General features: G+C 69.0%; 11 protein-coding genes. 3 read left to right on the top strand and 8 right to left on the bottom strand.

Annotated features, from left to right (window positions below; all coding sequences use genetic code 11):
* Positions 1-182: 182 nt before the first annotated feature.
* Complete coding sequence (locus ACWIBS_RS13925) at positions 183-464, top strand: hypothetical protein (protein ID WP_376128728.1); 282 nt, start codon at positions 183-185, stop codon at positions 462-464.
* On the opposite strand, the gene ACWIBS_RS13920 is transcribed toward ACWIBS_RS13925, so the two are convergent.
* From ACWIBS_RS13920 to ACWIBS_RS13885, 8 genes are all read right to left on the bottom strand, one after another.
* Positions 417-2,474: an FUSC family protein gene (locus tag ACWIBS_RS13920; RefSeq protein WP_376128729.1), complete on the bottom strand. Its 2,058-nt coding sequence runs from the start codon at positions 2,472-2,474 to the stop codon at positions 417-419. The genes ACWIBS_RS13925 and ACWIBS_RS13920 overlap by 48 nt on opposite strands.
* 31 nt (positions 2,475-2,505) lie before the next feature.
* Positions 2,506-3,426, bottom strand: coding sequence for a multidrug DMT transporter permease (locus ACWIBS_RS13915; RefSeq protein ID WP_376128730.1), 921 nt, complete (start codon positions 3,424-3,426; stop codon positions 2,506-2,508).
* Positions 3,427-3,433: 7 nt separating this feature from the next.
* On the bottom strand, positions 3,434-5,089 hold the full coding sequence (locus tag ACWIBS_RS13910; protein WP_376128731.1) for a cation:proton antiporter: 1,656 nt from the start codon (positions 5,087-5,089) through the stop codon (positions 3,434-3,436).
* Positions 5,090-5,097: 8 nt separating this feature from the next.
* Entirely contained in the window at positions 5,098-5,769 is a 672-nt protein-coding gene (locus ACWIBS_RS13905; RefSeq protein WP_376128732.1) for a GAP family protein, read from the bottom strand.
* Between the two features lie 2 nt (positions 5,770-5,771).
* On the bottom strand, positions 5,772-6,815 hold the full coding sequence (locus ACWIBS_RS13900; RefSeq protein ID WP_376128734.1) for a DUF998 domain-containing protein: 1,044 nt from the start codon (positions 6,813-6,815) through the stop codon (positions 5,772-5,774).
* A complete protein-coding gene (locus tag ACWIBS_RS13895) occupies positions 6,812-7,525 on the bottom strand; it encodes a hypothetical protein (RefSeq protein WP_376128736.1) in 714 nt (237 codons plus the stop codon). Before ACWIBS_RS13895 ends, ACWIBS_RS13900 begins: the two co-directional genes overlap by 4 nt.
* Before the next feature lie 81 nt (positions 7,526-7,606).
* The gene (locus ACWIBS_RS13890; protein WP_376128738.1) at positions 7,607-9,016 is read right to left on the bottom strand and encodes a glutamate decarboxylase; all 1,410 of its coding nucleotides are present in this window, start codon (positions 9,014-9,016) and stop codon (positions 7,607-7,609) included.
* Positions 9,017-9,071: 55 nt separating this feature from the next.
* Positions 9,072-10,355: a metal-dependent hydrolase family protein gene (locus ACWIBS_RS13885; protein WP_376128740.1), complete on the bottom strand. Its 1,284-nt coding sequence runs from the start codon at positions 10,353-10,355 to the stop codon at positions 9,072-9,074.
* 177 nt (positions 10,356-10,532) lie between these two features.
* On the opposite strand from ACWIBS_RS13885, the gene ACWIBS_RS13880 reads away from it, so the two are divergent.
* Together ACWIBS_RS13880 and ACWIBS_RS13875 are read left to right on the top strand one after the other, a co-directional pair.
* Positions 10,533-10,775 (top strand): LapA family protein, encoded by a 243-nt coding sequence (locus ACWIBS_RS13880; protein WP_376128742.1) that lies wholly within the window; start codon positions 10,533-10,535, stop codon positions 10,773-10,775.
* Between the two features lie 46 nt (positions 10,776-10,821).
* A complete protein-coding gene (locus ACWIBS_RS13875) occupies positions 10,822-12,366 on the top strand; it encodes a helix-turn-helix transcriptional regulator (protein ID WP_376128743.1) in 1,545 nt (514 codons plus the stop codon).
* The last annotated feature ends 6 nt before the right edge of the window (positions 12,367-12,372 follow it).

The raw sequence follows: 12,372 nt of genomic DNA, 5'->3' as shown, positions 1-12,372 counted from the left end.
CGCGCACTCCCCCGATCACCCCGTCATCACCCTGCCGCACCGGCTCGTCGGCGAGGGTGATGGCCGGGGTACGGTGCGGGCGAAATCGGCTGGCGAGACGGCGGCGGTTCCCGGTGCCGTGCTTAGGCTGGCGGCAGCCGGAGCGGGGTCGATTCGCTCCGACCGCCCCTGAGGAGAGACGAATGGACTCGATCACGCTCCCCCGAGCATCCGACTCCCGGGCCGCCGCCGAGATGATCGTCCGCCGCTCCCACATCCTCGCGTTCACCGATGAGCTCAGACTCGTCGCCGACGAGGTGGAGTCGGTGACGACCGACTTCACCGACGAGCTCATGCACCAGCTGTTCGAAAGCGGCGTGCTGCAGGTCTGTGTCGTGGGCGCATCGGATGAGGTGTTCCGGCTCCTCGAGACCTCGTCACGCTTCGGCACGCACGTGGTGCGTGCGCTGCCGGACGCGCAATGACAGCGCGCCCCTCGCCGACCTGATCTCGTCGCCCACATCGGCGAGCGCGCCGGAAGAGGGGACGTCGTCCGCGCCGGGCGCACGGTCGTCGGCGATCGCGGCGGCGAGGTCTGTCAGCGCCCCGTGCACGCGGTCGACATCGCGCGACTCGAGCTCGGCGCCCGAGACGACGGTCGTCGTCGCGGCGGCCGTGACCGCGTCGGCCACGCGTTCCAGCGCCGTGATCTCGGGTGTCCACGACGCTGCTGCGGCGCTGATCGCCGGGGGCTCGGCGAGCGACCTCACGATGCGCGTGCGCAGATCGGAGATGCGGCGGTACGTCTGGCGCCGTGCGGTCGTCTGGGCGCGACCGGGAATCGACGGGTCTGCCGGACCGTCGCCGTTCGGCGGGCGAACGGCGGAGGAATCCGCGAGGGCGACGGTCGCATAGTCGGCCATGCCGCGGGCGAGGTCGGCGACCTGCTGCGCGAGGAGCTGAGGCGCGCGCCACGTCGACGGCCAGGGCAGATATCCGATCGCCAGCACGACGACGCACCCGAGGACGGTGTCGAACAGGCGGGATTCGATGAGCGACGCGCTCGCTCCCGCGTGCAGTTCGACGAGGAGGACGGCGAGACAGACGCTGACGCCGGAATAGAGGCCGTAGTTCCGCGGCATGGTGATCGGGATGAGGGCCGCCAGTGCCAGGACGGCGAGCACCTGCCATCCGTCGTGCGGGATCAGCGCGGTCGCGATCGTGGCCAGGATGACGCCGATGATCGTGCCGGCTCCGCGCTGCATCGCCCGTGCGAAAACGGATCCCAGGTCGGGCTTCATGATCTGCGCCACGGTGAGCATGACGACATAGGGGTGCTCGAGGTGCAGGACGAGGGAGATCCCCTGCGCGACGGCCATGCACAGCACGAGCCGCAGGATCGCGAGCCACGTCTCGCTGCCCGCCGCCAGTGTGCGGCCGGCCTCGCGCAGCCGTTCCAGGACGGACGGCCCGACGGGCAGTCCTGCCCGGGATGCCGCGACGAACCGCCGCCGTTCGTCACTGCCGACCCGTTCGACCACGCGGGCGAGGAAGCGCACGGACGACGCGAGCGCCGCGCGTTCGGCGTCCGGCCCGCCCGCTCCCGCCGGCGACGGCGGGGCGGGCGGGGTCGCTCTCGGATCCTTGATCCACGCTGCCACCGCTCGCACGTAGGTCACGACATCGGGATCGGTCGCGAGCCCCTTCGTCGTCGTGGCGATCGTGGCATCCACCACCGGGGCAGAGGCGTTCAGCACCGTCTCGAGGTTCTGCCATCGCACGTCCCGCGCGGCGACGGCGGTGCGCGCCGCGATCATGACGTCGTACGCGTTGTTGAGCGCGTTCGTCAGCCTCGACCCCGCCGCGTCCGCGGCGGGGGTGCCCGACGCCGCGAGCTGATTCGCGATCGCGTCGTACACGGCGGCGACGGCGCGCTTCTCGGGTGCCAGATTGGCGCCGATCACGGCGGCGACGACCGTGGTCAGACTCAGCCGCCACACCGCGCCGAGGAAGAACACCACCGGCGCCTCCCACGGATTCGCGAGCCCGAAGTCCGCGTTGGCCGCCGTGACGGCGAAGACGAGGAAGTACAGTCCCGACCTCGACGCGGTCGCGCTGACCGTGCCGGCGAGCCCGGACACCAGCGTCGCGGCGACCACGGCGACGAGGGTCGCGACGGTGTTCCCGTACACGAGCGTCCCCAGGGCGAATCCGAGCGCAGCGGTGACCGACACGAGGGCCATGCGGTGGATGCGTTCGGCTCCGGCCGAGCCGAGGTCCATCACCGAGGTGGCCATCGCCCCCATCGAGGCCAGCGAGCCCAGCCCGATTGCCGCCGGATGCTGGGGCGCGAGCAGCACGCCCAGTCCGACCGGTGCGGCGACACCGATCGAGGTGAGCACGACGCGATCCCACTGCAGAGGCGCGGGCGTCGTGCGCGCGAGCGCCCGGAACCACCCGGGTGCTCCCCGGGCGGCGTCGGGCGTCACGGGCATCGGTCGTCGGTGACGCGGCAGGCCGACGACCTCACGAAGGGGCCCCCTCGCCGATGTCGCTGCGGCGTTCGGCGCGGGACAGGGCGAACACCCCCGTGACCGCGACGAGCCCGGCGCCGATGAACGCGAAGACCGCCCACAGCGGTGCGTCGCTCGCCTCGCCGAGGATCGTGATCCCCAGGACCACCGCGACCGTCGGGTCGATGACGGTCAGGCCCGCGACGACGACCTCGGGCCGGTTGGACACGTGCGCCCGCTGCACGAAGTAGATCGACAGGGCCCCCGCGACCGCGATCCCCACGAGGCAGCCGATCGTGAGCAGGTTCGTGGCGTCGATCGCGAAGTCACGGTGACGCCACGCCGTCTGGACCCGCAGGATGACGGTCTTGCCGAGCGTCGCGACGAACGCCGAGTACACCCCGCCGAGAAGCACCCACAGGATCGGCGGAGCGGTCCGGGCGCGGCCGACGATCAGGAGGGCACCCGTCGCGACGAGCACTCCCGCGAGCACGACGAGGACCGCGATGAGCTGGACGTCGGTGATCGCGTGCTGCGTGCTCACGAGGGCTGCCACCGTGACGAAGGCCGCGACCCCGACGACGCACACGACGATCGCCCGCACGACGGCCGGCGGCGGCCGTCGCCCCACGGCGATCGCGGTGATGAGCACGGTGAAGACGAGGGCTGCCACGCCGATGGGCTGCACGACGATGAGCGGCGCGAACGCGAGGCTGCCCATCTGCAGGAGGATCGCGATGCCGAGGAGGACGCCGCCCAGCAGCCACAGGCGCGTGCGGATCAGGTGGATCGTGCGCGAGCCGCCGGCGCCGCGGTCCATCCGCTCCTCCATGGCGTGCACGCCGCGCGCCTGCAGGAGGTTGCCGACCGAGAGCACCGCGGCCGAGGCGACGGCCAGTCCGATGCCCGCCAACGGCAGGGAAGTGAGGTCCATCCGTCTGTCACCCTTCGCTCTCGAGTCGCAGCCGCACACTGATCTCGTACGCGTCGAGCTCGTCGAACACGTATCGCACGACGCTCGTGCTGTGCGCACCGGATGCCGCGATCTGACGCAGTCGCACCCTCATGACGCCGATGAGGGCCAGCTCGAACTCCAGCCTCTCGGGACCCTCGGCCTCGGCGTCGGACCCGAGGCCCGCGAGGAAGCGCGACGGAGGATGCGCGTAGAGCTTCTCCGGGAAGGCGCCCTTCTCGCGATGCAGCGCGCGGTTCGCGATCGCCGACTGCGCGGCATCCTGAAGCTCGTGGTTGACCGAGGTGAGCGCGCGACGGGGCAACCCCGTCTGCGGCGACGAGCCCAGTCCCACGATCCGCGCCACCGCGGGCAGCGACATGCCCTGCAGGAGCAGGCTTCCCGCCGCGACGACGAAGGCGATGAACACGAGCAGCTCGCGCTCGGGCGTGTCTCTGGGCAGCGTCTGCGCCGCCGCGAGCGTGACCACGCCGCGCATGCCCGCCCACGTCACGATGACGCTGTGACGCCAGGTGAGCGGTGACGCATCGAAGTAGTCGATGTCGGCACGGATCCGCCCGGCGCGCTTCACGCTCGCGCGCCGGCTCGTGCCGCTCGCCGTGCTCAGCCGCCTTCGCGTGGCGCGCCTGATGCGCGAGGAGTGGAAGGCGAGCATCGGGAAGACATAGGCGGCGCGCACCAGGATCAGGATCAGGAACGCCGCGCCCGCGATCATCGCCCCGTGCAGCAGACCCTCGTGCGCCGCGATGTTCTTCTCGACGATGCCGTAGAGCTCGAGCCCCATCACGAGGAAGACGGCGCCCTCGAGGATGAACTCGACGGTGCGCCAGGTGACCTTGTCCGCGATCCGCTGTTCCGGTGTGAGCCGGCGCACAGCACCCTGACCGCACACGACACCGGCGACGACGGCCGCCACGAGCCCCGAGCCGTTGACCGCGTCGGTCGGCAGATAGGCGAGGTACGGCACGATCAGGCCCACCGCCGTGCTCGCCGTCGCGTTGCGCGTCCACGCCCTCAGTCGCAGCGCGATCACCCCGGCGACGGCGCCGATCGCGACGGCCGACAGCACCGCCCAGGCGAAGGCGCCGAGTGTCGCCGCGAACGAGAAGCCCGCCGCGGCCGCGGCGATCGCCGTGCGCAGGAGCACGAGCGCCGTCGCGTCGTTGAGCAGGCTCTCCCCCTCGAGCAGTGTCACGACCCGGCGCGGCGCCCCCTGCTTGCGGACGATCGATGTGGCGACGGCATCCGTGGGGCTGAGGATCGCACCCAGCGCGATCGCGAGAGGAAGGCCCAGTCCCGGGATCGCCCAGGCGAAGAAGAGTCCGAGCACGAGGGAGCTGATGATGACGAGCAGGATCGCGAGGCCGCTGATCGCGCGCAGATCACGCCGCAGTTCGATCGCGGGAGCCGACACCGCCGACGAGTACAGCAGCGGCGGGAGCACACCGACCAGGATCAGCTCGGGCTGGACGCTGAGCGCCGGGATCGCGGGCACGAGACTGACGACGACGCCGAGGGCGACGAGGACGAGCGGCCCCGCGACCCCGATGCGATCGGCCAGTGTCGAGGTCAGGGTGATCGCGATGATCGCGATCACCGCGACGACGAGCAGTTCGATGGACATTCCGGCGATCACCCGACCAGGTCGGCGACGCCCGAGCCCACCAGCTTGAACCCGAGGATGATGAACAGCACGGTCACGATGACGGCGTGGTTCGCGACCAGCCAGTCGCGCGGCTTGGCGAGCGTCGCTTCGGCGCGGTGCGGGGCCACGATGCTCACGACCCAGGGGATCGCGACCGCGGTGATGCCGATCGCGGCGAAGATCAGGATGACCGAGGCGATCTGCTCGACGGGGAGGTCGGCCTGGGAGATCCGCCCTCCCGCGGCGATGAGCAGCGGCAGGTCCTTGGGCGAGAGCGGACCGGACAGCAGGACGCCGACGATGAACGCCTTGCCGACCGTGAGTCCGTCGAGCTTGTCCATCCAGCCGGGGGTGTCCTTCGTCCCTCTCTTGCGCCACTGCAGCACGGCCATCGTCAGCAGCGCGATGCCGAGCAGGATCTCGACACCGTCGACGAGCAGCCGTGGGACGGAATGCGCATCCTCGGTTCCCGCGGCGCGACCGATGAGCACGAGAACCCCGACGAACACGACCATGAACACGTAGCAGCCGAGCACGAAGGCCGTGCCGTTGGAGCGGCCCTTCCCCGCCGTCGCCATGAGGATCACGGCGACGATCGCCAGCGGGCTGATGGCGACCGCGACCGCGATGGTCAGCAGGTCTGCCAGGACGACGAGCATCGTCAGGTTCTCGTCTGCACGTTGCGCAGGAACAGGATGATCCACGCGAAGATCAGCACGGCGGCGATGAGCTCGACCGCCGTGAGGTTGTAGATGCCGACCGCGAAGAGCAGGGCCAGCCCCGCCACGGCGGCGACGAAGACGTACCCGAGCACGATGAAGGTCTTCGGCACCGTGGGCAGCAGCCACGGCGCACCGATGACGAGCACGCCGAAGGCGACCGCCATCCCCGTCGCGACGGTGTTGTGCAGCAGGAAGAAGCGGTCCACGGGAAAGACCCCGACGCACGCGAGCATGACGCCGATGAGTACGAACAGCGCGCGGACGACGGCACGGCGACGACGCTCCGCCACGGTCTCGGCCGGCAGCGACGCCGTGCCGAAGCGCGCGATCGTCGTGACGATGACGCCCGAGATGATGAGGGTCAGGTTGAACGTCAGCGAGGAGATGTCGTGCGTGATCCCGAGCGCCGACAGGTTCATCTGCCACCACTGCGGATCGTTCGAGCTCAGCATCGCGGTGATCATCCCGACCGCGAGGAACAGCGCGAGCACGAGCGACAGCTGGCGCGGCGTCAGGCTCAGCCCCGACAGATACGCCGCGTATCCGCTCAGCGCCGTCGCGGCTGCGGCCATCACGACGGCGGGAGTGGTGAAGACCGTGGCGCCGATGAAGCTGTGCTCGAGGACCGTCGCGATGCCGGTCCAGCCCAGGAGCGCGATCGCGGCGTGCGCGACCGAGAGCGCCACGAGATCGAACCACAGATAGCGCGCGCGGGTCTGCCCGGGGATCCCCCCGATCTTGAGGACGGATGCCACCCACCGGCCGCCCGCGAAGGCGAGGGCTGCCGCCACCGCTCCCGCTATCGCGACGAATTCGCCGAGCGACCCGCGACCGGCGATCGGGAGCTCACGACCCCAGAACACCACCGCGGCCACGATGGCGGAGACGACGAAGACGGAGGCGGCGATGATGATCGCCGCGGACTCGTCGTCGATGAGCGCGCGACGCGGCTTCGGATCGGTCGCAAGGCCCTCGGAGATCACTGGATGACCGGGGGAATGCCGTCCGCCCCGCGGGGTGCGGCCGCCCGGTTCGCCGAGCGGTTCCACTGGGGCAGCACGATGAGCGACGCGAGGAAGAAGCAGATCGCGCCGACGAACGTCCCGCCGTTGGCGAGAGCGTTGTTGATCGTGTCGCCGCCGGGGAGGATGTAGGACCCCACCGCCGACAGGCCGAACGCGACGCAGCCGATGAAGTTGACCAGCACCGACCACCACGCGCGTTTGCCCAGGTCGAGCAGGCGCGCGTGGTGCGCGTACGCGACGAAGGCGAGGACGCCGCTCACGAGGAAGGCGACCGAGCCGCCGGCATCCGGATTCCACACGAGATGCTCTTGAGAGGTGACCGTCTTCGCATGCAGGGCGGCCGTCGTGCTCACATTGAACATGAGCGTCCCGAACGTCTGCGTCGCGGCGGCGAGCCACTCGGCACGCACCATCCGTCCGGGCGCGTACGACACCGGGACGGCGATGGCGCCGCTCAGGAAGAGCTGGATGAGTCCCGCCGTCGTGAAGAACCAGGCGCCGACGAAATAGCAGAGGTTCGATGCGCTCGCGCCCATCAGATCGCTGAGTCCGGGTGCGGACCCCACAGCGAACAGTGACGAGCCGATCATGAAGATCCAGCACTGCTTCGTCACGGTCGGCACGAAGAAGCGCCGGGGAACGTCCACCGTCATGGCCGCCGTCGTCATGGTCTCTCCATCCGTGTTTCGGTCGGTGAATCGCGTGTGCGGGGAGGACGCAGCCGAGCGTCCTCCCCGCACACGGTCGAATCAGTGGTGGAAGTGGGACCCGCTGGCCACTTCGCGAGGAAGCGGCGCGGTGAGCGACTGCAGGAACTCCACCTCGCCCTTGATGTCGGCCAGAAGCGCCGAGGCGAGGTCACGGCTGAGCCCGACCTTGACCACGATGCGCTGGAGCACCATGTCCGACATGTTGTCGGCCATGGGGTAGGCCGGCACGAGCCAGCCCTTCATGCGCAGGCGGTCCGCGAGGTCGTAGAGGCTCCACTTGTCGGTGTAGCCGTCCTTGAGGACCCAGGCGAACACGGGGATCGTGTCGCCCTTGCTGATGAGTTCGAAGGGACCGATCTTCGCGATCTCGCTCGACAGGTACGTCGCGACGTCGATCGAGTTCTGCTGGACGGCGCGGTAGCCCTCACGTCCGAGACGCAGGAACTGGTAGTACTGCAGCAGCACCTGAGCACCGGGCCGCGAGAAGTTCAGGGCGAGCGTGGGCATGTCGCCGCCGAGGTAGCTGACGTGGAAGATCATGCTCTCGGGGAGCACCGCCTGGCTGCGCCACACGACCCAGCCGACGCCGGGGTAGACCAGTCCGTACTTGTGACCCGACGTGCTGATCGAATTGACCCGGTCGATCTGGAAGTCCCACACCAGGTCGGGCTGGCAGAACGGCGCGACCATGGCGCCCGAAGCACCGTCGACGTGGATCTTCACGTCGAGTCCCGTGTCGGCCTGGATCTGGTCGAGCTTCTTCGCGATCGCCTCGACGGGCTCGTAGGCCCCCGTGAACGTCTGGCCGAGGATCGCCACGACGCCGATGGTGTTCTCGTCGACGTACTTCTCGAGCTCGAAGCCGTCCAGCACCATGTGGTCGGGCGTGACGGGGACGTACCGCGGCTCGATGTCCCAGTAGTTGCAGAACTTCTCCCACACGACCTGGACCGCCGCCGACATGATGAGGTTCGGCTTCTCGGTCGATTTGCCCTCGGCCTTGCGCTTCTCCTGCCACAGGCGCTTCAGGGCGAGACCGCCGAGCATGCACGCTTCGGACGAGCCGATCGTGGAGGTGCCGATCGTGTCGGCCGTGTCGGGGACGTGCCACAGCTCGGCGAGCATGCGCCAGCAGCGGTCCTCGATCGCCGCCGTCGCGGGGTACTCGTCCTTGTCGATCATGTTCTTGTCGGCTGCCTCGGTGTACAGTTTCAGCGCGTGGTCGTCCATCCAGGTGGAGACGAAGGTCGCGAGATTGAGGCGTGAGTTGCCGTCGAGGATCGCCTCGTCGTGCACGATCTGATAGGCGGTCTCGGGAAGGCTCGGGCCGTCCGGCATGACGAACTTGTCGAACTCGGTCGCTTCGCCGGGCCGGACGAAGACGGGGTTGATGGCGAGCGTCGGGTCGATGTTGGTCGACTGACGCGCCTTGCTGGTGTTGGAAGTCACTTTCACTCCTGACATTGCGGGGATATCGAGAATCGGTCGGCGTCGAGCAGGCCGATCAGAGGGTGTTCTTGACGACCTGACCGTTCTTGACGATGAGGCGGAAGTTGGTGTCCGGGTCCGCGATGAGCGAGAGGTCGGTGAGCGGGTCGCCGTCGACGAGGATCATGTCGGCCCAGCCGTTCTCGGCGATGACGCCGAGCTTGCCGCCTTGGTAGGTGTTGCGTTCACCGGCCATCTCGAAGAGCTGGGCGTTGCCCGACGTGAGCATCTTGAGCGCTTCGGCGTTCGTGTAGAACTCGCTCAGACGGGCCGCCATGACGCTCTGCCGCGGAGCCGACTGCGGCTCGAGCAGCAGGTCGGTGCCCCACGCGGTCTTGACGCCGTACTTCTTCGCCCACTCGTACACCTGCTCGGTGCCGTGGCAGATCTCGGTGTTCTTCGCCGCTCGCGACGGGTCGGGGTAGTGGTGGTCGTCTTCGGCGAACGGCTGCGTCGAGAGCCAGATGTCCGCGTCAGCGATGCGCTTGATGGTCTCTTCGTCGGCCAGGTGACCGTGTTCGATCGAGGCCACACCGGCGTCGATCGCACGCGCGATTCCGGCCGGCGTGTAGACGTGCGTCGCGACATACGTTCCGTAGTCGGTCGCCGCCTGGACGGCGGCGCGGATCTCGTCCGGCGTGTACTGCAGCGTGTTGAGCGGGTCGTACATCGACGCCGCACCGCCGCCGAGGGTGAGCTTGATCTGGCTGGCGCCGTGCTTGAGCTGCTCGCGCACGGCGGCCAGCACGCGGGGAACACCATCGGCGATGCGCGTGAAGTGGATGTCCTCGGTGCGGCTGGGCTTGCCGCCGAACTCCTCCGGAACGTCGTACACGAACGAGAAGTCGGCGTGACCGGAGGTCTGGGAGATCATCGCCTGGCTCGGGAAGATGCGAGGCCCCTCGAACACGCCGCGGTCGATGAGCGACTTCACGGGCGCGGTGTCGCCGCCCATGTCGCGGACCGTCGTGAACCCGCGCAGCAGCATGCGCTTGGCCTCGGCGATCGTGTTGCCGTAAAGGGCTCCGGTCGGGCCCTGCAGGAACTCCATCATGCTGTTGGCGTTGCCCATCAGGTGGACGTGGGCATCGCTCAGCCCCGGCATCAGGAATCGCCCGCCGCCATCGATCTCGAGCACGCCGTCGGACGCGTCGCCGGCGACGGGTGACGACGAGACGGCGACCACGTGTGCGCCCTCGATCAGGACGTCGACGTTGTCCTGGGTCGTGTCGCTCACGCCGTCGAACACGCGGACGTTGCGGATGATCATTCTCTGCGGTGCCTTGGTGCCTGGGGTCATGCCGGCGAGACTATTCCGCGTCGTTCATATCGCGAGCCGGATCCCAGAGGATTTCGCCCGGCCCGTCATCTCGCCTCTCACCCACTGATCACCCGCATCTCACCCCATCGTGCGCGAGGTGCGTTTGCGGATAGGGTCCGTTGCGAGACGCTCATCGCAGGGCGAGAAGGAGAACGTATGCCTGACAAGGAAACTACCGCGGCGGAGAAGGAGACTCGCGCCGCGAACGGCAAAGTGATCCTCGCGATCCTCCTGTCGATCGCTGCGCTGACCTTCGTCTTCTCGAACGTCGGACCGGCGACGCTGCGGTTCCTGTTCCTGCAGTTCACGATGCCCGCCTGGGGATGGTTCCTCGCGGTCCTCATCGCCGGCGTCGTGATCGGTTCCCTCTTCCCCTGGTTCCGCCCGCGCAAGAAGTAGCGCCCGCCCGCATGTGCACAACAGTGGTGCGGCCGGATGCCTCCTGATGAACCTCCACGACGATGTCAGAGCCGAAGCCGAGTTGCGACGCGCCATCGCGTCCGGAAAGCCGGAGACGATCGCGCGGGCGGCGATGTCCAACGTGTGGCCGCTCTACAGCGCGCACTTCGAGCTGCTGACCGCCGCGACCGAGGCCCTGCCGAACTCGGTCCTGGCCCGGTATCCCGTCCTGCGGATCGTGCACCGCATGACACCGGTGCTCGCCCGGACGACGCGTCCCTTCAAGCCGCTGATCTATCCCGACGACGCCCGATCGATGTCCCCCGACGAACTGGACATCCTCACTCTCGTGCAGATGATCGCGTTCCGGTTCAGCGGTGATGTCACCGCGGCCCTCATCTATGCGCGTCGTCTCGAGGAGCGCATCCAGCAGGTGCGGGTCGAATCGCGCGAGCGCATCGACGGACCGCTGTGGTACTACCACCAGCAGATCGGGTCGACCCTGCTCGCCGCGGGCGACTCCTCACGCGCGCTGCTCGAGTTCGCCACCGCGCGACAGCTCGGACGGCTCTCGCCTCAGGCGGATGCCGAACGACTGGCGCTCGGGCGCACGGCCCTCGCGCACGCCGTGCGCGGGTCGCTCGATGATGCCGAACTCGCGCTGGCCGAGCTCGTGCACCAGCCGCCGCCGACCGGTGCGCACGTCAACTCGAGCACGATGACCGAGCGCACCGCGGCAGCGCTCGTGGGCGTCGAGCGGATGGTGGACGACGTCGACGATTTGCTCGCGGATCTGGAGTCCTACGACAGCATCGAGCTGAGCTGGCCGTTCGCGCTCCTCGCTCGCACGCGCTCGCTGCTGGCGCGTCATCGCGCCGACGACGCCTTGGAAGCCCTTCATCTGGCGAGCGATGCGCACCCCACTCAGCACGGATCCTTCGCGTCCGATGTCATCCACTCGGCGACCATCGAGGCGCTGTGGGCCGCGGGAGACGCGGCCGGAGCACGGCGCGTGGCGGGAACGAACGCCAAGGCCGGCACCCTCACGACGATCGCGTCCGTTCGACTCGCGCTGCAGGATTCGCGTCTCGACCTCGCCGCGCGGGGTGTGCGGCAGATCTCGGCCGATCTCACCCTGGGGCCCGGGCAGCGGGTCGAGGCGCTCCTGCTGTCGACGTGGGTCGAGATGATGCGCACCGACGCGGTCGATCCCGAGACCGCACGGCAGATCGCGCGCCTCACCGCGAAGAGGAATGTCCGCCGGCTCCTCGCAACGATGCCGCAGCAGCTGATCTCGCTCGTCCGTGCGGACCTTCCGGAGCCGGAGGCCGCCGCCTTCGATGACGCGACGGCGGGGCTCACGCACACCGAGAGCCATCGCACACCCGCGCTCACCCCCGGTGAGCTCCGCGTCCTGAACGCGCTCCCCCTGCACCCGACCACGGCTGCCATCGCGGCGTCATTCCACGTCTCCCCCAACACGGTGAAGTCGCAGCTGAAGTCCATCTACCGCAAGCTCGGCTGCTCGACGCGCGAAGAGGCGCTCAAGGTCGCGATCCGCCACCGCCTCATCGCCGTCCCGGTCGGCTGAGGAGTC

It is taken from the genome of Microbacterium sp. NPDC055442 (genome assembly GCF_053644215.1).
The sequence above is the reverse complement of the archived record's forward strand: the minus strand, read 5'-3'. Positions and strand labels throughout refer to the sequence as shown.

Bases quoted from the DNA above. Each gene is read 5' to 3' on its own strand.
- ACWIBS_RS13905 (WP_376128732.1), bottom strand. From the start codon at position 5,769: ATGCTCGTCGTCCTGGCAGACCTGCTGACCATCGCGGTCGCGGTCGCC.
- ACWIBS_RS13875 (WP_376128743.1), top strand. From the start codon at position 10,822: ATGAACCTCCACGACGATGTCAGAGCCGAAGCCGAGTTGCGACGCGCC.
- ACWIBS_RS13925 (WP_376128728.1), top strand. From the start codon at position 183: ATGGACTCGATCACGCTCCCCCGAGCATCCGACTCCCGGGCCGCCGCC.
- ACWIBS_RS13920 (WP_376128729.1), bottom strand. From the start codon at position 2,474: ATGCCCGTGACGCCCGACGCCGCCCGGGGAGCACCCGGGTGGTTCCGG.
- ACWIBS_RS13880 (WP_376128742.1), top strand. From the start codon at position 10,533: ATGCCTGACAAGGAAACTACCGCGGCGGAGAAGGAGACTCGCGCCGCG.
- ACWIBS_RS13910 (WP_376128731.1), bottom strand. From the start codon at position 5,089: ATGTCCATCGAACTGCTCGTCGTCGCGGTGATCGCGATCATCGCGATC.
- ACWIBS_RS13895 (WP_376128736.1), bottom strand. From the start codon at position 7,525: ATGACGACGGCGGCCATGACGGTGGACGTTCCCCGGCGCTTCTTCGTG.
- ACWIBS_RS13885 (WP_376128740.1), bottom strand. From the start codon at position 10,355: ATGACCCCAGGCACCAAGGCACCGCAGAGAATGATCATCCGCAACGTC.
- ACWIBS_RS13915 (WP_376128730.1), bottom strand. From the start codon at position 3,426: ATGGACCTCACTTCCCTGCCGTTGGCGGGCATCGGACTGGCCGTCGCC.